Origin of the sequence: Psychrobacter sp. H7-1 (genome assembly GCF_904846585.1) — a bacterium.
GTDB classification, from domain to species: Bacteria; Pseudomonadota; Gammaproteobacteria; order Pseudomonadales; family Moraxellaceae; genus Psychrobacter; species Psychrobacter raelei.
Genome location: NZ_CAJHBH010000011.1, coordinates 1 through 19,154, shown reverse-complemented (window position 1 = coordinate 19,154; position 19,154 = coordinate 1). Strand labels below are relative to the sequence as shown.

General features: G+C 45.9%; 13 protein-coding genes. 9 read left to right on the top strand and 4 right to left on the bottom strand.

Annotated features, from left to right (window positions below):
* Positions 1-202 precede the first annotated feature (202 nt).
* Together ftsW and murD are read right to left on the bottom strand one after the other, a co-directional pair.
* On the bottom strand, positions 203-1,411 hold the full coding sequence (gene ftsW, locus JMX92_RS05275; RefSeq protein WP_110815947.1) for a putative lipid II flippase FtsW: 1,209 nt from the start codon (positions 1,409-1,411) through the stop codon (positions 203-205).
* A gap of 121 nt (positions 1,412-1,532) precedes the next feature.
* The gene (gene murD / locus JMX92_RS05270; protein ID WP_227675272.1) at positions 1,533-3,095 is read right to left on the bottom strand and encodes a UDP-N-acetylmuramoyl-L-alanine--D-glutamate ligase; all 1,563 of its coding nucleotides are present in this window, start codon (positions 3,093-3,095) and stop codon (positions 1,533-1,535) included.
* Between the two features lie 574 nt (positions 3,096-3,669).
* Here murD and JMX92_RS05265 point away from each other — a divergent pair.
* From JMX92_RS05265 to JMX92_RS05250, 4 genes are all read left to right on the top strand, one after another.
* Entirely contained in the window at positions 3,670-5,172 is a 1,503-nt protein-coding gene (locus tag JMX92_RS05265) for a SulP family inorganic anion transporter (protein ID WP_110815946.1), read from the top strand.
* A gap of 156 nt (positions 5,173-5,328) precedes the next feature.
* Positions 5,329-6,189 (top strand): universal stress protein, encoded by an 861-nt coding sequence (locus tag JMX92_RS05260; RefSeq protein WP_201544354.1) that lies wholly within the window; start codon positions 5,329-5,331, stop codon positions 6,187-6,189.
* 386 nt (positions 6,190-6,575) lie between these two features.
* Positions 6,576-6,914, top strand: a complete 339-nt coding sequence (locus JMX92_RS05255) for a P-II family nitrogen regulator (RefSeq protein WP_007394533.1) — start codon at positions 6,576-6,578, stop codon at positions 6,912-6,914.
* A 108-nt stretch (positions 6,915-7,022) separates the two neighbouring features.
* Positions 7,023-8,276 carry an ammonium transporter gene (locus JMX92_RS05250; RefSeq protein ID WP_201544352.1) on the top strand — a complete coding sequence of 418 codons (1,254 nt, stop codon included), beginning with the start codon at positions 7,023-7,025 and terminating at the stop codon, positions 8,274-8,276.
* A 144-nt stretch (positions 8,277-8,420) separates the two neighbouring features.
* On the opposite strand, the gene JMX92_RS05245 is transcribed toward JMX92_RS05250, so the two are convergent.
* Positions 8,421-8,897 carry a YcgN family cysteine cluster protein gene (locus JMX92_RS05245; RefSeq protein ID WP_011959466.1) on the bottom strand — a complete coding sequence of 159 codons (477 nt, stop codon included), beginning with the start codon at positions 8,895-8,897 and terminating at the stop codon, positions 8,421-8,423.
* A 269-nt stretch (positions 8,898-9,166) separates the two neighbouring features.
* On the opposite strand from JMX92_RS05245, the gene JMX92_RS05240 reads away from it, so the two are divergent.
* The 4 genes from JMX92_RS05240 to JMX92_RS05225 all read left to right on the top strand — a co-directional run bounded on the left by JMX92_RS05240 (position 9,167) and on the right by JMX92_RS05225 (position 14,005).
* Positions 9,167-9,907, top strand: a complete 741-nt coding sequence (locus tag JMX92_RS05240) for a dienelactone hydrolase family protein (protein ID WP_201544350.1) — start codon at positions 9,167-9,169, stop codon at positions 9,905-9,907.
* A 222-nt stretch (positions 9,908-10,129) separates the two neighbouring features.
* On the top strand, positions 10,130-11,101 hold the full coding sequence (ylqF, locus tag JMX92_RS05235) for a ribosome biogenesis GTPase YlqF (protein WP_201544348.1): 972 nt from the start codon (positions 10,130-10,132) through the stop codon (positions 11,099-11,101).
* 129 nt (positions 11,102-11,230) lie between these two features.
* On the top strand, positions 11,231-12,505 hold the full coding sequence (mutY, locus tag JMX92_RS05230) for an A/G-specific adenine glycosylase (protein ID WP_201544347.1): 1,275 nt from the start codon (positions 11,231-11,233) through the stop codon (positions 12,503-12,505).
* A 162-nt stretch (positions 12,506-12,667) separates the two neighbouring features.
* Entirely contained in the window at positions 12,668-14,005 is a 1,338-nt protein-coding gene (locus JMX92_RS05225) for a lytic murein transglycosylase (RefSeq protein WP_201544346.1), read from the top strand.
* Between the two features lie 153 nt (positions 14,006-14,158).
* Here JMX92_RS05225 and JMX92_RS05220 read toward each other — a convergent pair whose 3' ends face one another.
* The gene (locus tag JMX92_RS05220) at positions 14,159-15,052 is read right to left on the bottom strand and encodes an acyl-CoA thioesterase (protein ID WP_011959461.1); all 894 of its coding nucleotides are present in this window, start codon (positions 15,050-15,052) and stop codon (positions 14,159-14,161) included.
* 587 nt (positions 15,053-15,639) lie between these two features.
* Between JMX92_RS05220 and plsB the strand changes: the two genes are divergently transcribed.
* Positions 15,640-18,492 carry a glycerol-3-phosphate 1-O-acyltransferase PlsB gene (gene plsB, locus JMX92_RS05215; RefSeq protein WP_227675271.1) on the top strand — a complete coding sequence of 951 codons (2,853 nt, stop codon included), beginning with the start codon at positions 15,640-15,642 and terminating at the stop codon, positions 18,490-18,492.
* The last annotated feature ends 662 nt before the right edge of the window (positions 18,493-19,154 follow it).

The window sequence follows — 19,154 nt, the reverse complement described above, 5'->3', positions numbered from 1 at the left end:
TGCCAAATGCAGCTCTCTATGCCCGATGATATGCCACCCTTAGCCCAGCCATGTGCGCTACCGGCGAACCGCTCTCCTTTATTTTAAAAATCACAGCAAAAAAATAAGCTTAATAGCAATCTATTAAGCTTATTTTTGTCTTGAACAAAACGGCTAATTTATCCCAGCATCCCCATTAGCACGGACACTTTAATAGCCTCTATTAATAGTGACGGCACTGTGCTGACGGGATTTGTGGACTGAGTTTATAGATGTTTAGTAGTAAGCCAACCATGATTAAACTCACCAACATAGAGGAACCACCATAGCTAAAGAAAGGCAGAGTCAAGCCCTTGGTCGGCATCAGCCCCATGTTCATACCTGAGTTAATAATGCCCTGACCGATAAAGATGGTCGCAAAGCCAAAGGCAGTATAACTTAAGCGCATCTGGCGATTTTTTAGCGCAATATAGCTGATGCGCATCGCACTGACAATAACCATCGCCTCCAAAAACAATACCGTCAATACGCCAACAAAGCCCAACTCTTCGGCAGTAATCGCCAATAAAAAGTCAGTGTGGGCCTCAGGCAAATGCGCCAATTTTTGGACACTCTCACCATAGCCTACCCCAGTAATTTCACCACGGCCAAAAGCAATCAAACTGCGGGCCAACTGATAGTCAGAGCCTTGGATATCATCAAAGGGATCTAAGAAGGAGCTGGCTCGCGTCATCCGGTATTCTTGGAACATAACCGCATAGGCGGCCCCAATTAATACCCCAATTAATAAGAAAATAGACTGACTGCGCGGCGCTCCCGCCACAAAAAATATGGCCAAGATGGTACCAATGATGATGACCAAAGACCCAAAGTCAGGCTGTGACAAAAACAGCGCCGCTAAGATTGTCACCACGATACCCATACGGGCAATACCACCATAGCCTTGACGCACTTCATTGCCACGGCGTACCACAAAGTCTGCGGTGAACAACACCATGACCAACTTAACCAGCTCAGCGACTTGGAAATTAAAAGAGCCCAGCTCAATCCAGCGCTTTGAGCCATTAATAGCATCACCAAACGCTAAAGTTGCCAACAGCAATAATATGACCACCACCAACGCTGAAGCCAGCGACAGCATGTCATAAATCCAAGGCAGGCGCACCTTATAGGCCATAAAGCCGGCCACCAGACCCATGGTCATATACATTAATTGGTGGTTAAAGAAGTACAACTGGTCAATATCGTGCATATTGGCAAAAGGAATGGAGGCCGATGCCACCATAATTAGGCTCAGTACCATCAAGCTACCGACACTGGCCAGCAGCACGCTACTGGCTGACGGCCATGAAAATACGCCTGTTTTGTCACGCTTACGTTTGGAGAGAGCATTGGGGGTATAACCCGATGCATTAGCAGTATTTTTTGCCATAGAAGATCAACTGTACTTAAAACTGTATGTTAAATGAGGATAAAGACCAAGCCTCTATCTTTTTATAAGTACCTAACACGTGATAAAGCGCGATATGTTAGGCAATTATTAAACGGTCAAACTAATCTTTGAGCTTACCCACCAGCTCACAAAAGTGCTCACCACGCTTAGCATAGCTAGGATACTGATCTAAGCTGGCACAAGCAGGCGATAATAAAACGGCAGTTACTTGTGATAGGCTGCTCGATAATAAGCTGTTTGCTTTCGTCATCGCCTGAGCCAAGTCGTGGCACTGATGAGTCTCGACATCACCACTTAAATTGGCCTGCTGCAAATGCGACTCTATTAGCTCGGCATCTTGTCCTATCAGTAGGATTTGGCTGACGTATTTATTAATTAAAGGCACAAGCTCGCCAAACTGCTGACCTTTGCCCTGCCCGCCTAAAATCAGCATCAACTTGGTCTTAGCGCCACTTTGATTGCCATACACTGAGCCTAAACCCAAAATGGCCGCCAAAGTTGAGCCGACATTGGTGCCTTTAGAATCATTGAAATAATCCACGCCCGCCACATTATCCACAAATTGACAGCGGTGTGGCAGTCCAGAAAACTCTTGTAACGTTTTTAACATGCTCTGTTTTGGCAAGCCAGCAAGCTCCCCAAGCGCCAAGGCAGCTAACGCATTAACCAGATTATGCTTGCCTTTAACTTTCAGCTGATCTGCGGCCAATAACTTCTCAGTGCCTTTGGCCAAATAAATGCGCCCATCGCCTTCTGTAATTAGACCATATTCGCCCAAATCAGGGGCGCCAGATCCGACACTTAGACGCGGCGTATTATCCGCAATTAAAGGGCGAGACAAGGCATCATCACGGTTAACCACGACCGACTGTGCCCCTTGGAAGATACGGTGCTTGGCTTGATGGTAGCCGAGCATATCACCATGACGGTCTAAATGATCCGGCGACATATTAAGCACAGTGGCCACTTTTGCGCCAAGATTGGTCACTGTCTCTAGCTGAAAGCTCGACAACTCTAATACCGCAAGCTGCATGGCCTCACCAAGCGCCTCATCTTCTAATAGGCTCAGCGCCGGTACCCCAATATTGCCACCAACGCCCACATTCACACCCGCATCTTTGGCCATTTTACCCACCAAAGTGGTGACGGTACTTTTGGCATTAGACCCGGTAATGGCAACAATCGGCGCCTTGCACGCTTCTTTAAACAGCTGAATATCACTCACAATGGCAATGCCAGCCTGTTTAGCCGCCGCCACAGCCGGTGTCGCCAGCGATACCCCTGGGCTAATAATGATACGTGAGGCTTGTAACAACAGTTCTGCATCAATGTCACCAAATGCACGAATGCTGATATTCGGCTCTAACTGCTCAGCAAGCTTAGGGGCGCTATTGCCATCAGTTACCGCCACCTTATAGCCGCGGCGGGCCAGATAGTTGGCTGTGGCCAAACCTGATTGACCCAGACCGATTACCACCTGTAGCCCCTCGCCTTTTTGAATCAGGCCACCACTTTGTGGCTCAGTTTGATCTGTGTGCGCAGGGGTGTAATGCGACACCGCATCTTTTTCGCTACTATGGCTTCGATGAGGCGTGCGGGTATGTGACACATAGTCTGTGCTTTGTTGGTTCTGGGATGGGGTAACGGTTGGGTCAGTACTCATGGTCTGTCCTTGTCTCTTTATTGTGATATGATGCACCCATTTTTTTGTAGCAATTGGTAACTATGACTGCCACAATAGCACTCATAACTTCCTAGGCTTACTTAGTTTGGCCAACTTGTGGCGCGCTGTGTGTTTCCACAGGGCGGCTTAATAATGATAAAATAGCCACATAGGTCAGGGTGTGGGCACAAGGTATTTATTCTACCATGACCCCTGCCTCAATAGACTTAATTTACTGACGTTTTGTTGCACTAAAAAGCGTTTTTTTTGGCATTAAGGTCAATAAAAATCTGCTTAAATGACAAAGCCTTTGTCCCATACTGGCGGATACTTCTCTTTGGCAGTCAACTGTAAAACTATAGTTAACTGTGAGTTGAACGTCATTTCATCTTAGCACCACTTTTGTGCTGTGAATATTTTATGAGAATCTTGCTGCCGGAGCGCATGCGCTATAAAACGTATGTTGCTTAATACAGTCTACCCTAAATTTGGAACACTGTTTAGCACCGCTACCTGATCTTATGAAAATCACAGTGATTTGATAGATAACCTAACAAATAATCGATTCAAACCTATGACAGTACTTTCAATAAATACGCTACGAGACGAGTGGTTTTCAAATGTGCGGGGCGATGTGCTTTCTGGACTGGTGGTCGCCTTGGCCCTCATTCCAGAAGCCATTGCCTTTTCTATTATTGCAGGCGTAGATCCGAAAGTGGGGCTATACGCTTCCTTTTGTATCGCCGTCGTCATCAGCTTCGTCGGTGGCCGCCCCGGTATGATTTCAGCAGCCACCGGAGCAATGGCCTTGGTCATGGTGACCTTGGTGGCAGATCATGGCTTACAATACCTGCTCGCTGCCACTTTATTGTGCGGTGTCATTCAGTTTTTTATGGGGGTATTTAAGCTCGGTAACCTCATGCGCTTTGTGTCGCGCTCTGTGGTTATTGGCTTTGTTAATGCGCTGGCCATTTTAATCTTTATGGCGCAGCTACCAGAGCTCAACCCTGCGGTAGATAGAGTCGGCTTACCGGTGTATATCATGACCGCAGCAGGTCTGGCCATTATCTATGGTTTTCCACTGATTCCAAAAATCGGTAAACTTATCCCCTCACCGCTGATTTGCATTGTTGGCTTGACTGCCGTGGCGTTGTACATGGGATTAGATATCCGTAACGTCGGCGATATGGGCGAGCTGCCTGATACGCTGCCGATGTTTTTGTTGCCTGATATCCCTTTAACCCTAGATACCTTGCTGATTATCGCCCCCTACTCCATCGCTTTGGCTATTGTCGGTCTGCTTGAGTCGATGATGACCGCAACCATCGTTGATGACTTGACCGATACCACCAGTGACAAAAACCGTGAGTGCCGTGGCCAAGGTATTGCCAACGTTGCGTCAGGTTTTTTCGGTGGTATGGCTGGTTGTGCCATGATTGGTCAGTCTGTGATTAACGTAAAATCAGGCGGCCGTACCCGCTTATCGACTTTTATCGCAGGCGTTGTGCTGCTCATTATGGTGGTTTTCTTAAGCGACTGGGTGAGTCAAATCCCAATGGCAGCGCTGGTCGCCGTGATGATTATGGTATCTATTGGTACCTTTAACTGGGAGTCGCTGCGTGAGTTTAAGACCCATCCTGTCTCTTTTAACGTGGTGATGGTGGCCACCGTAATCACCACAGTATTTACGCATAACTTGGCGTATGGGGTATTGGTTGGGGTGTTGTTATCTGCGCTGTTTTTTGCCAATAAAATTGGGCAATTTTTAAGCGTATTAAGTGAATACGATGAAACCAATAACACCCGTTATTACTATGTTCACGGCCAAGTGTTCTTCAGCTCCACCACTCAATTCTTAGACAGCTTCGACACCAAAGAGGCGCTTGATCAAGTGGTGATTGATGTGAGCCAAGCGCATTTTTGGGATGTGACTGCGGTTGATACCTTAGATAAGCTGGTGATTCGTTTTCAACGCGAAGGGATTGATGTTAAAGTGGTGGGACTCAATAGTGCAAGTCGCACCCTAATTGATAAATTCTCAGTGCACGATCGCCGTGATATTGGTCTGTTAGATTAATGACCATGAGCTTATTTATTTGATGCTTAATAAGATGCTTATAAATAGATAAACACTGAGTTTATTAAAGTTTTGGTTATAAATCCTGCTTTGGCATTGCCTGAGTGGGATTTTTAGTTTACGTTATCTCTATGCCTGTTAAGCTGAGTGAGTGATATGAGTAATTTACGCCCTGATAGTGTGATTGCCTGCCTAGATTGTCCCAGCCACGTCCAAGCTGTGCTCAATGCCAGTCTGTGGGCGGCCAAAATGCTGCAAGCACCCGTAGGCTTGCTACATGCTGCACCCAGCGTACACCGCAAAGCAGCTGTGGATTACTCCGGCTGCCTGGTGGCAGATGATGGCAATCACTTGCTAAACCAGTTGGCTTTAGAAGAAAAAGACAGCAATGGTAAGTTACGTGATCAAGGCAGACTACTGTTAAAGCAGGCCGAAAGCTACTGTGAGCAGCAGCAAGGTCGGTATCAGCACCATTTGTATACCGTGCACCGCCACGCTTCCATTGCCGAAAGCTTAGATTATGTCGATGAAAGTGCACAATTGGTGGTCATTGGTCATCAAGTCACCTGTAAAGACACGTTGTCACAATTGATACGTGCCAGCCGCTGCCCCACCTTGGTCACTCATGAAACCTTTAAAGCCCCCAAGACAGCTTTGTTCGCCTTCGACAATCGACCCACCTGTCATGCACTACTAGACTGGCTATGTAGCAATGCCTTGGTGCGCAATACCAGCTTACATGTGGTTATGGTTGGTGAAGAGAATGAGCGCAATAAAGATGCGCTACGGGAAGCCTATGCCCGCCTTACCCAGTCAGGTATCCAGTGTAAAAAGGCGCTGATTGAAGGCCGTGATGTGACGGCAGCCTTGATGTATTATCAGCAGCAACATGAGCTGGATATGCTCATTACTGGCGCCTTTGGCGAGTCAAGACTGCATGAGTTTTTGCATGGCAGTAACACTCGAAAACTCTTAAGTGCCAGTCGCACCCCTTATTTACTCTATCCTCGAATGTAGCCTGTGTGATGGCTTATAGGCCATCACCTTATCTAGGCTTGATTGAGTCTAAAACTAGACACTCCTTTATGATCTTTAATTTCTTAACAAGAAACAGCTAAATCTAGCTTTCACAAATTAGTCACTAATGGCTAACCTTATACAATCAAACTTCGCTATAATAATTCGGTTATTGGCTGATATGGTGCAACATATTTTGGTGCATTATAGGGTTTTATGCACTATTTTGATGCAATTTAAGCCCCAAAAACGTCTTCCCCCTTCGTTTTTGGTTGGCACAATTCTTGAAACAATGACATCAAAGTGATCAGTGCTTGTGGTATCGATAAATGGTGACATTCACCTATCACTCCAGACACTATCAGAATCATTAATAAGGACTTCCTATGAAATTGATTACAGCTGTATTAAAGCCTTTTAAACTAGATGATGTGCGTGAAGCACTCTCTGAAATCGGTGTAAAAGGTGTAACCGTCACTGAAGTTAAAGGCTTCGGGCGCCAAAAGGGTCATACTGAACTGTACCGCGGTGCAGAATATGTGGTCGACTTTTTACCCAAAGTAAAAGTAGAAGTTGCGGTGACTGACGAGATGGTAGAGCCTGCCATCGAAGCGATTACTCGCATTGCAAGCACTGGCAAAATTGGTGATGGTAAGATTTTTATATCCCCACTTGAGCAAGTTATTCGTATCCGTACTGGCGAAACGGGTCCTGACGCTATCTAAGCTGTGATTATGACAGCGCTCATTTCGGTTATTTAAGAGCAACGTCTTAAATGACCACTATAAATGATATTAAGCCACTATCCGATCGCATTCCAAGGGGGAATCATCATGGAAAACCAGATTTTTGAACTACAATACGCTCTCGACACCTTTTATTTTTTAGTGTGTGGCGCCTTAGTCATGTGGATGGCGGCAGGATTTGCCATGCTAGAGGCAGGCCTAGTTCGCTCTAAAAACACCACCGAAATTTTAACCAAAAACATCGGCCTTTTTGCCATTGCTTGTACCATGTACCTCATTTGTGGCTATCATATTATGTATGATGGCGGCTTCTTCTTAAATGGTATTTCTGGCGGCGAAACGCTCGTGGCTGATGCTTTAGCAGACTCTGCAAAAAATGGTTTTGAGGGAGATGCGGTTTATTCAGCTGCCTCTGACTTCTTCTTCCAAGTGGTCTTCGTCGCTACCTGTATGTCTATCGTATCAGGCGCAGTAGCAGAACGTATGAAGCTGTGGGTATTTTTCGCCTTCGCTATTGTGATGACCGGATTTATTTATCCTATGGAGGGTAGCTGGACTTGGGGCGGCAATGCGGTACCTTTTATTGGTGAGCTAAACTTCGTCGATTTTGCAGGCTCAGGCATTGTTCATATGGCGGGTGCAGCAGCGGCCCTAGCAGGCGTGTTGTTACTTGGCGCTCGTAAAGGAAAATATGGCAAAAATGGCGAAATCCGTGCCATTCCTGGGGCAAATTTACCCCTTGCTGCCTTAGGTACCCTTATCTTATGGTTAGGTTGGTTTGGCTTTAATGGTGGCTCTGTATTGAAGCTTGGTGATATTGCCAGCGCAAACTCGGTGGCAATGGTGTTCTTAAATACCAATGCTGCTGCTGCAGGTGGCGCTATCGGTGCTCTATTACTTGCACGCTTAATCTTTGGTAAAGCTGATTTGACCATGCTCTTAAACGGTGCGTTAGCAGGTTTAGTTGCCATTACTGCAGGTCCAGATACCCCAACACCACTACTGGCCACTGTGTTCGGTATGATGGCAGGTATCATTGTGGTTTGCTCAATTCTAATCTTAGACAAAATGAAAATTGATGACCCCGTTGGTGCTATCTCAGTGCATGGCGTGGCCGGCTTCTTTGGGGTGATGATTGTGCCACTGACCAATGATAGTGCCACGTTCCTAGGTCAATTAGGCGGCGCTGCGGTTATCTTCGGTTGGGTATTTGTGTGTAGCTTGATTGTTTGGAGCGTACTTAAAGCGGTGGTCGGTCTACGTATCTCTGAAGAAGAAGAGTATGAAGGCGCTGATATTGCTGAATGTGGTCAAGAAGCTTATCCTGAGTTTGTTAACTAGACTGCGTCATAACCCAGTTATTATCTACCAGTTATTATCTATAAGTCAGTTAACAACGACAGTCGATGACACCCAAATGTAAAACAAAAAAAGGCGCCTTAGGGCGCCTTTTTTTGTGCGTGACTTACTTAAACTTCATCACACCTAAGCCTGTATCCAGCGCACAATGCGCTCCTCCAACTCATCTTCATTCACAAAATCTTCACTGACACAGCGGCCTGCCACCCCCACGCCTGCCCGACGCATACCCTGTCGGGTCAATTCAATATCTTGGGTAAGCAGTAAGTGCCAGCTGGGCAGCCCCTCTCCCAAGTAAATACGTTTATAAGCACAATTGCTGGGCAGCCACATCATATCTGGCAGCTTATCTGCGGTCAAAGACACACACTCAGGCACGAACTGCTGACGGTGCTCATAGTTGGAGCAATAGCCGGTACTACAATCAAGTAGCTTACACGCCACATCCGTGTACTCTACTTCGTATGGCTCATCTGGATCGTCCAAAAACTTCTCCAAACAGCAGCCCCCACAGCCATCACATAAAGCCTCCCATTCAGCTGTGCTCAGCTCATGTAGCGGATAATGTTGCCAAAAATTAGCTCTTAACTGCGCTTCACTCACGATAATTCCTCGTTATATGGTTCAGATTAGTGCCACCTAACAACACCAGCACGATTTTTGTGATTGACATGTGGCCTAATTATAAACAGCAGCCTAATCGATTCACGCAGGCGAATCAATACAAACCGATAGCAAACAGTAAACCGTGTTCACATTTCTTTAATCGAAACAGGCCGCTATCTTTGTTATGTTATGAGGGGTTATAACGCAAATATTTAATCAACTGCTTCTCATAAAAACAATAACCCCATAATCAATAAGGAAATAACATGAGTATCAAAACCTACGAAATCAAAACCACAGCAGACTATGGCATGGAGCTTATCAGCTATATAGCACTACCTGAATCAGCCACTGATGAGAGCTCAGTGCCCGGTATTTTAGTAGCGCCCGAATGGTGGGGGGTGGTCGAGCACCCTCGCGAAGTGACTGAACGTCTGGCCAAGGCAGGTTTTGCTGCCATTGCGATGGACATTTATGGTGAAGGTAAACTGACCACTGATGCCGCCCAAGCCAATGAATGGATGACTCAAATGTTAGAGGATCAAGACAAGCTGATGGGCCGCTGCCGCGCTATTTTAAATGACTTTGCCGATCAACTGCCCGTAGATGGCAAACGCCTAGGCGTAGTGGGTTATTGCTTCGGAGGCAAAATAGCACTGGATATGGCCCGTGAAGGCATGCCAGTAAAAGCCGTCGCCACTTTCCATGGCAACCCTACCCCAAAACAGCCTGCCGAAAAAGGTAGGTTTACCGCCAAAGCTCTCATCGCTCATGGCCGTGATGACAGCATGGTGTCGATGCAGGCCATTGATGGCTTAAAGCAAGAGCTTGATAATGCGGGTGTGGACTACACCGTAGACGTCTATGATGATGCCAAGCATGGCTTTACCAACCCTAATGCGGACAAACGCGCTGAAGAAAACGGGGTAGACTTGGGCTATAACGAAAAAGCGGCGAACCAAAGCTGGGATAAGATGATTGACTTTATGACGGCAAATTTAAAATAAGCAGCTGTCGGGGCACTCTCTGACTTTGCCAAAATTAGCCATCTTACATTTTGGCTATATCTATCATGAAATAAAGGCGCTCGCTGCCACAGTTGAGCGTCTTTATTTTGTGCTGTATTTATCTTACATAGCAATGTGCCAACCTCAGCCACAGCGCATCTTAAAGCCGAATAGTGTAAACTTAAGCGAATGCGCAAAAACTAGATAAAGGTTAATTGAGTAATGATACAAAACCCGAGTATTCAGTGGTTCCCAGGCCACATGAACAAAGCCCGTAACGAAATCAAAGAAATCATGCCCGATATGGATGTGGTCATTGAAGTTATTGATGCCCGCATTCCATTTAGTAGTGAAAACCCCATGGTTGCTGCCCTACGTAGTAATGAGGCAGGCTTTCAAAAACCGGTGATTAAAATTCTCAACAAAGCGGATCTTGCTGACCCAGAACTCACACAGATTTGGATTGAACAATTAGAACAACAAAGCCAAGTTAAAGCCATCGCCTGTGATGACAACAAGGCTAATGACGTCAAGCGTATCATACAGATGTGTAAAGACCTGATACCCAATAAAGTCGGCACAGGACGTCAAATTAAAGTGCTGATTATGGGAATTCCTAATGTCGGTAAATCAACGCTGATCAATACGTTGGCAGGTCGTAGTATCGCCAGAACCGGTGACGAGCCAGCGGTCACCAAGTCACAACAGCTGATCAAAATTGATGACGACATCATGCTCTATGACACGCCAGGTATGCTGTGGCCAAAAATCGAAAACCCCAACTCAGGCTTTCGCTTAGCCGCCACAGGGGGTATCAAAGATACCGCTTTTGACTTCTCTGATGTGGCCGGCTACACCGCTGAATATCTCATTAAGGCCTATCCTGAGCTGCTAAAAGAGCGTTATAAAATTGATGAGCTGCCGCAGAGCGATTGGGAGTTCTTCGAGATGGCTGGGCGCAATCGCGGCTTTTTGAAAAAAGGCGGCTTGGTAGATACTTACCGGATGTCTGAGATTTTGATTAACGAGCTGCGTAGTGGTCAACTGGGGCGTATTACGCTTGAGACGCCTGCCATGCGTATCGAGGAGGACAAGTTGGTTGAGCAGCTGCGCGCCGAGGCCGAAGAGCGCAGATTGGCCAAGATTGAAGAAAAAAAGCTACGTAAAAAACGGGCGCGTAAGAACCGTAAATAGGTGGATGATGCGTTAACAGTTTTCGTATTCTGAGTTGGGTTATTGAGTTAACCCAGCTCTTTTTTGGTCATGCAAAATTCTAATTTGCCCCCATATAAGTAGCTTAACCTTAATAAGACAGTCGCCTTTATGAGCCAGCCAATCGCTAACGTAAACACCAATATTAATACCAGCACCAGTACTAATACCAACACCCATCTCAAGCCACACACCTTTAATCACAGTGACGCTGAGCTCACCGACTTTGCTCCGCGCATTCTAAATTGGTTTGATATAAGCGGTCGTCATGACTTGCCATGGCAACAGCATAAGACAGATACCCCAAACCCCTATATCGTTTGGTTGTCTGAGGTGATGCTACAACAAACCCAAGTCACCACAGTTATTCCCTATTTTCAGCGTTTTATAACGTCGTTTCCCACCGTACAAGATTTGGCCAATGCTCAGTGGGATACAGTGGCTGAACACTGGGCAGGGCTTGGCTACTATGCCCGTGCTCGCAACTTGCACAAAGGCGCCAAGCAGCTGGTCGAAATTATTAAGACAACAGGCCTCTTTCCACAAACCGTTGAAGATTGGGAGGCGATTTCAGGTGTGGGTCAGTCTACGGCTGGGGCGATTGTGGCCATGGGCCTACATGGCTATGGGGTGATCTGTGACGGTAACGTCAAACGGGTGATTACCCGCTGGGCCGGTATTGATGGCGATATCACTAAGTCTGCGACCAATAAAGCGTTGTGGGCATTAGCTGAGCGTCTGACCCCTACTGAGGATAGCGGACATTTTGCCCAAGCGATGATGGATATGGGCGCCACCTTATGTACCCGCCGTCACCCAAGCTGCGAGGTCTGCCCTATAAATAGTGATTGCATTGCTTATGCAGAGGGTAAGCAAGACTTTTATCCTGTTAAAGCCAAAAAGAAAGCCAAACCGAGCAAGTTTAGCAAGGTGATATTGATTCAAAATGTGCAGGGCGAATTATTATGGTTACAGCGTCCTGATAGTGGCATTTGGGGCGGTCTATGGGTATTGCCGATGCAATTTGAAAAAAAGACACAGGGTAAAACAGTGATTAGCACCAGCTTGCAAGAGGCAGCATATGAATCAGAAAATACGTTGGCCGAGCAGATTATCGATAAATGGATAGCCGATAATAACGGACAGCTACAGCTGCAATCCATCAGTGCAGAGCTATTTGATGACGCACCTATCAAACATACGCTGACCCACTTTCATTGGTATTTGCAGCCGCAAGCACTGCCTTTGACGCCCGCTCAAAGCCAAGAGCTGAGTGCAACACTGGCGGACGCTGGCATTCACTTTGTTTGGCAGACTGCCACGCATGCCAAGGCCCATCTAGGACTGCCTAAGGCGATGCTCAAAATATTACAAAGCTTAGCGTAGGCTGTTTCAGAGCGGCAGCCCTTATGAGCGCCGCCTCTAGGCTCATAATCACAGTTACTTTAACATACTGAGTCGCCATCGACTTTAACGGTATTTATTGTTAAAGTGTTTTGACCACAAACTTAAAAAATATTCAGTGACAAACAATTGAGACTCTTTAGTATGTTAAACAGCCCCTCTCTACCTCATCAAATCGACACTCAGCCCAGCAAAAAGTTGACCTTATTAAAAAGCACCTTGGCGTTGGTACCCGCCATTATTTTGGCCAGTTGTGCCAGTCAAGCACCAATACAGCAAGTGCCCATTCAAAAGCCAGCCCCTGTGATTGTGGTTAAACCGCAGCCTACCCCGCAGCCAAAACTCCAGCCTGCGCCGCAGCCACAAGCTAGCTATAGCAGCTTCTCAGAGTGGAAATCAAATTTTAGCCGCCGTGCGATGAGTCAAGGCTATAGCGCTTATGATGTCAGCCGTATTTTAGACTCTGCTCAATTAAATCAACAGGTTATTTCACTGGATTCAAACCAAGCAGAATTCGTTAAAATGCCTTGGGATTATGCCGATTCGGCAGTATCGGGCGGCCGAGTTAGCAGTGGTAAGAGCAAGTTTAATGAGCAAAGAAGCCTATTGTCCCGCCTTGAGTCACAATATGGGGTCAATGCAGAAATCATCGCTGCCATTTGGGGCATGGAGTCCTCTTATGGTGCAGTCACCGGCAACAGCTATATCCCAAGCTCGCTGGCCACGCTCGCCTTTGAAGGCCGTCGCCGTCAGTGGGCTGAAGATCAGCTATTGGTCTTAATGCAGCTTATCCAGCATGGTGATATCTATCCCTCTCAGCTGAATGGGTCTTGGGCCGGTGGTATGGGTCATACCCAGTTTATCCCTGGCACTTGGCTGGCCCAAGGCGTAGATGGTGATGGCGATGGCCGTCGTAGCCCTTGGGTTACTGCTGATGCCTTATCTTCAACGGCCAACTACTTAAGCAACTCAGGCTGGATGCGCGGCTTATCGCCATTTTATGAAGTGACTTTACCCGCCTCATTTGATTACAAGCTGTTGGGTCAAAAAATGCCCGGTTCAACGTGGCGCTCTATGGGCATTACCCCTATTGACGGTGCCTATTTAGATGCAGGCACGCCATTTGAGATGTGGCTACCTGCCGGTAAAGACGGCCCTGCGCTACTATTAAGCCCAAACTTTGATGTGATTAAAGTGTATAACAACTCCTCCAACTATGCGCTGGGTGTTAGCTTATTGGGCCGCGCCATCAATGGTCAGCCGGGTATCCAAAAAGCTTGGCCTCGTTATGAACAGCCGTTAACCAGCGCTCAAGTACGCAACTTACAGCAGCGTTTAACCAGTGCCGGCTATGACACCAAAGGTATCGACGGTATCATGGGCACCAATACCCGTAACGCTTTTGCCAAATGGCAGGCGGCCAATGGCCAAACTGCAGATGGCTTTGTCACTCAGCGCAGTGCATCCGCTTTAATCTGGTAATACTGTAACCGTTATCAGCTAGCCCCATCGTCAAGGCTTTTAATCGCTAAAATCGGGGCAAAAAAAAGCCGCTTATCTTGATTTAAGATAAGCGGCTTTTTCGATGCAGTTTTATGATGACACACAGAGTAGATTGTCTAAAAGCTTGTATTACTATCCGCGAAGGCGCATTAGACCCTCTTGCTGTACGGTCGCTACCAGATTGCCATTTTGCCAAAACTGACCATGGTTTAAGCCTTTAGAATGAGAGGTGGTGTCACTCCACATGTCATACAACAGCCACTCATTAATATCAAAAGGGCGGTGAAAATGCATTGAATGATCAATACTGGCAGCCTGCAAACCTTTGGTCATAAAGCTGATGCCATGTGGCATAAGGCCTGTGCCTACCAGATAATAGTCTGATGAGAACGCCAACAGTGCTTGCTGGATGGCGACCGGCTGTTCGCCAAGCTCACGAATTCGTAGCCAATTGGCCTGTCTTGGTACCATAGGCTCAGGATATACGGGATCACGCGGCTTAACCGGCTTAATTTCCACATGACGCGGACGCATAAAGCGCTCACGTAACGGTTCAGGCACGCTGCCCACGTGATGCTCTTTTAGCGACTGCTCAGACTCTAAATCCTCCGGCGGCGGATAGGCAGGCATTTCTTCTTGATAGTCTAAGCCACCTTCCATGGGAGAAAAAGAGGCAATCATAGAGAACACCACTTGCTCAATCATATTGCCATCATTGTCTTGTTTCATCTGTACCGCGGTTACTTCACGCGCTGACAGACTGCGCCCATCACGTAAGCGTCGTACCTGATAGATAACTGGCTGACCGATACTGCCGCCACGCAAAAAATAGCCATGCAAAGAGTGACAAGGCTTATCCTCATCTAAAGTTTGAGCGGCTGCCATTATTGCCTGTGCCAGTACTTGACCGCCAAAGATACGCTTCCCTACGTAGTCATAACTTTTGCCTTCAAAGATATTTTCCGAAATCTCGGTCAGTTTTACCGTATCTAATAGTTGATCTACCAGCTGTTTATAATCAGGCATTTATCTCTCCAATGACCCTAAATTGATAAGACCCCGGCCTACTAAAGCAAACCAGATGCCTTGGAATAATCGACAACATGGTCGCCTATTTTAAGTGAGCAAACAAAGCAAGTGGGCAAACAAAGCCATGACGTTGACCCTAGCCTGTCCGTGTGGATAGGCTTATCTACTAACCCCTATCTTTTAGCTTACTTGCCTAAATACGGCTGCTAAGACTGCCATATATCACTTAAAAAAGGATAATGATAATGCTTATCATAGTGGTTTTTTGCCACTGAATAAAGACGTTTGTTGCCTTACTAAACCCAGTAGCATATCGGTATTGAGGTCAGTGTTGTGCTAAAAAGTGTAACCTCATCGCCTACTATTGGCTAATCCCTACTTATTTCGACGGACAAATCACTGAAATAATTACCAATTATTTGGGCTGTTTTTGCCCAAAATTTTAGTCAGGATATAACAAGCAGCAACCGAATCAATCCTCTATAATAAGAGGGTAATTAAGCAATTTGAGAGTACAAGTGTACTACTTTATTTATTTTCATGGCAATATAGCCCAATCTTTTTTATAGGTTTAACTAAGACTTATGCTACCTTCTCGTTTAATGCATTCTTTAAAGCAGCGCCTAAAAAAACAGCGCCAGACCCAAAAAAGTAACCGAGATAACTCGTCGGATGCTCAGCGCTCAGCGCTTAGCTTTCAAGAGCAAGCGGCGCAGGCCGGTGCGGCCATCTCACGCTCAGGTCGCTCAGTAAACCAGCTTTACCGCAAGCTATCTGGAAAGAGCTTAGAGCTTGCTGTAAAGCCGAAAGTTATCGGAGAGCTGCCTGAAATTAATACTGAAGAGGGTGCACTGACCTTTTATGTCTTACGTGAGTACTCTCGCTCTAATAGCGTCTTAGTTGACTTACAAACCAAAAAGCATGGCTTCCCGCCCGCCTTGGTTGGAGTAGAAGACAGCGTGCATCATATAGATGAGAATGCGGCTGTCATTTTCCTTAATCACCCTGATGCCAAAGGTCGAAAAGTATCTCCAAGACTGGCCAGACTGGTCTCTGCTTGCCGCCAGAATTCAGCACCTAAGATTAACTTAGTGCCAGTATCTATTCTTTGGGGACGTGCACCAGAAAATGAAGACTCCTTATTTAAACTACTAATGGCTGATAACTGGGAAGAGCCCACCATTGCTAAGCAGCTGTTTAATATTGGGGTGATGGGCCGTGATACTTTTGTGCAGTTTCATCCACCCCAGTCTTTGCATGACATTATTGAGACTTTCTCGCAATCAGGTGCCGACCATATCCCAGGCGATGAGGCAGAAAAAGTGGCCAATGATCTCTTTGATGATGCCAAATTGGCCGATACAGCTCTGCCAAAGAGCGAAAAAGAGCTACTACTACAAGCCAAAAAGAACATCGAGGCTCTACCCACCTCGACGGCTTTGCTCACTGCCACTGAGGCCAACTTTAGCTTAACCTTATTGGTACAGCATAAGCTCAATGGATTCTTAGACAGTCAGCGTCAAAGCATGATTGGCCCTGACTTATCAGACAAACGTAATTTGGTCGATAAATTGATCCGTTCACCGGCCATCAATCATGCCTGCGAACAAGAAGCAACCGCCTCTAATATCAGTATAAACGAAGCCCGCCAGCTGGCGCGTGGCTATGCCAATGAGATTGTAAACGACTACAATTACTCTGTCGTCAAATTCTTCTACAAGTTTTTAGACTGGCTGTGGACTCAGCTGTATGACGGTGTAGAGGTACATCACTTCGAGCGGGTACGCAGTCTAGCTGCCACCCATGAGCTGATTTATGTACCCTGTCACCGTAGCCATGTGGATTATCTGCTATTGGCCTATATTATTTTTGAAAAGGGGCTGGGCCTCCCCTATGTGGCCGCAGGGAACAATTTAGATGTGCCTGTCATCGGTCCCTTATTACGTAGTGCAGTGGCGTTTTATATTCGCCGTAGCTTTAAAGACAATGAGCTTTATAAGGCTGTATTACGTGAATATCTACACACACTTATCCAGCGCAACACGCCTATTGAGTACTTCATTGAAGGCGGACGCTCACGCTCAGGCCGTCTACTGCCACCCAAGTTAGGTATGCTAGCGATGACGGTGCACAGCCATCTGCGTGGCTCCAACAAGCCATTGGCCTTTATTCCGACCTACATCGGTTATGAGCGTATTATGGAGGGTGGCACTTATATTGGCGAGCTTAAAGGTAAGCCAAAAGAATCTGAGTCGCTATTAGGCTTATTAAAGGTCAGTCGTAAGATTGAGCGTATTTTTGGCCATGTACATTTAAGCTTTGGTACCCCGCTGCATATGGAAGACTTTATGCAAAAGTTCGATGTGGCGCCCAACAGCTTGCCGGCCGATCGCACCAATACACCATTAGACACCAAAGCTGCGGCTATGGTGGATAATTTGGGTGTGAAAATTATGCAAAACATCAACAAGGCTGCGGTAATTAACCCCATCTCTTTATTGTCTTTGGTGTTATTGTCTACGCCCAAAGCCGCTTTAGATGAAGAAAGCTGCCGTGAGCAGATTGCCTTGTATCAAGCCATTGCCAATGGCTCTCCTTATGCTGAGGACACCATTATTACGGATATGTCGGCTCAGTCGATTATCGATTATGGCATTAAGCTTAAGCTTATCGAGCGCACCCCGCATATCTTAGGTGATATGATTAAAGTGATGCCCAAGCAAATTGCTATTTTAAGCTACTTCCGCAATAACATTTTGCACGTGTTTATTATCTCCTCCTTCTTAGCTGCGCTTATCTATCGTAATGGCCGCATCGAGCGCAAACACTTAGACAGTATCGTCACTCAGTTGTATCCCTTCTTACAAAGTGAGCTGTTCTTATACCGTGCTGCCCGTAACTTACCAAGCTTAATTGATGAAAAGCTGAGTAACCTAATCGACTTGGGTATCATTGTTGACTTGGGCAATGGCATCTTGGGCACCCCTGAGAAAAACAGTGAACAGTATCAGCAACTTGATATGCTTGCCTCTCCAGTTTCACAAAGCCTTGAGCGCTACTTTATGTCACTGGCGCTATTGGCTCAGCAAGGCTCAGGTAATTTAACTGCTGATCAAGTGGTCGATTTGTGCCATCTTTTAGGTCAGCGCTTATCGGTACTGTACGCTGACGATATCCCTGACTTTTTTGATCGTGCCTTATTTACCAGCTTCTTAAACGCACTCATTCGTCTAGATTATGTGCAAAAAGATGCCGAAACTGGGGTATTAACATTTGATGAGCGTATTAATAACATCGCCCGTCATGCTCATTACATTTTAAACCCAGACATCATGCAAATTTTGCAGCACGTGGCAAGCTTAGATGAAGAAGAAATCAACCACGCCATTAGCGAAATTAATAACAAAAAACTGATTAAATTTAGTCGTAAGCGTTAGTGGATTTTTTGCGATATGAACGGAACCTAAATCCATATCTTATTTAAAAAAAGGACAGTCTATAGGCTGTCCTTTTTTTTATTTTATAAGCAATGCTTAATCATAAATTATTGATATAAAATGATTTTTATATTTCTAGTATATATTTATTGCAATTTTATGACAGTTGTGTGATTATCGACGCCATAGCGGTGGAATGATTCCCATTTAAACAGTTATTTAATATCAATTTTAAAGATATCGGGTGTCAGTATGCAACATATAATAAATACAACAGAAAGGACTCTCATTAGCGATATTGCTAACAGCCTAGAAAAGCACTCAATGCAATGCCGATGTGGCTCTCTAGCAGCACCGCTACACAAACAGGGCCACCTTTATAAATGCTTATCCTGTGACAAGATCTATGATGGTATAAGCTACAATTTTACGCGCTTAAGCCCGATTTGCTCAGGTGAACCCCCATCCATCTATAGCGACATCATTCAGATAGACTGCTTTGATGAAGCCATTAAACTGCTCAAACAAAAGGTAGGGTAATCACCCCGAAAAACAATAACACGTAAAAGTAGAAACTAACTGCTAAAATACCAGCAGGAGATTTCGACATGAAAAAATCAAGATTTACCGACACTCAGATTGTTAATATACTCAAACAAGCA

Excerpts from the sequence above, each read along its gene's own strand:
- ftsW (WP_110815947.1), bottom strand. The coding sequence starts at position 1,411 with ATGGCAAAAAATACTGCTAATGCATCGGGTTATACCCCCAATGCTCTC.
- murD (WP_227675272.1), bottom strand. The coding sequence starts at position 3,095 with ATGAGTACTGACCCAACCGTTACCCCATCCCAGAACCAACAAAGCACA.
- JMX92_RS05265 (WP_110815946.1), top strand. The coding sequence starts at position 3,670 with ATGACAGTACTTTCAATAAATACGCTACGAGACGAGTGGTTTTCAAAT.
- JMX92_RS05260 (WP_201544354.1), top strand. The coding sequence starts at position 5,329 with ATGAGTAATTTACGCCCTGATAGTGTGATTGCCTGCCTAGATTGTCCC.
- JMX92_RS05255 (WP_007394533.1), top strand. The coding sequence starts at position 6,576 with ATGAAATTGATTACAGCTGTATTAAAGCCTTTTAAACTAGATGATGTG.
- JMX92_RS05250 (WP_201544352.1), top strand. The coding sequence starts at position 7,023 with ATGGAAAACCAGATTTTTGAACTACAATACGCTCTCGACACCTTTTAT.
- JMX92_RS05240 (WP_201544350.1), top strand. The coding sequence starts at position 9,167 with ATGAGTATCAAAACCTACGAAATCAAAACCACAGCAGACTATGGCATG.
- ylqF (WP_201544348.1), top strand. The coding sequence starts at position 10,130 with ATGATACAAAACCCGAGTATTCAGTGGTTCCCAGGCCACATGAACAAA.
- mutY (WP_201544347.1), top strand. The coding sequence starts at position 11,231 with ATGAGCCAGCCAATCGCTAACGTAAACACCAATATTAATACCAGCACC.
- JMX92_RS05225 (WP_201544346.1), top strand. The coding sequence starts at position 12,668 with ATGTTAAACAGCCCCTCTCTACCTCATCAAATCGACACTCAGCCCAGC.
- JMX92_RS05220 (WP_011959461.1), bottom strand. The coding sequence starts at position 15,052 with ATGCCTGATTATAAACAGCTGGTAGATCAACTATTAGATACGGTAAAA.
- plsB (WP_227675271.1), top strand. The coding sequence starts at position 15,640 with ATGCTACCTTCTCGTTTAATGCATTCTTTAAAGCAGCGCCTAAAAAAA.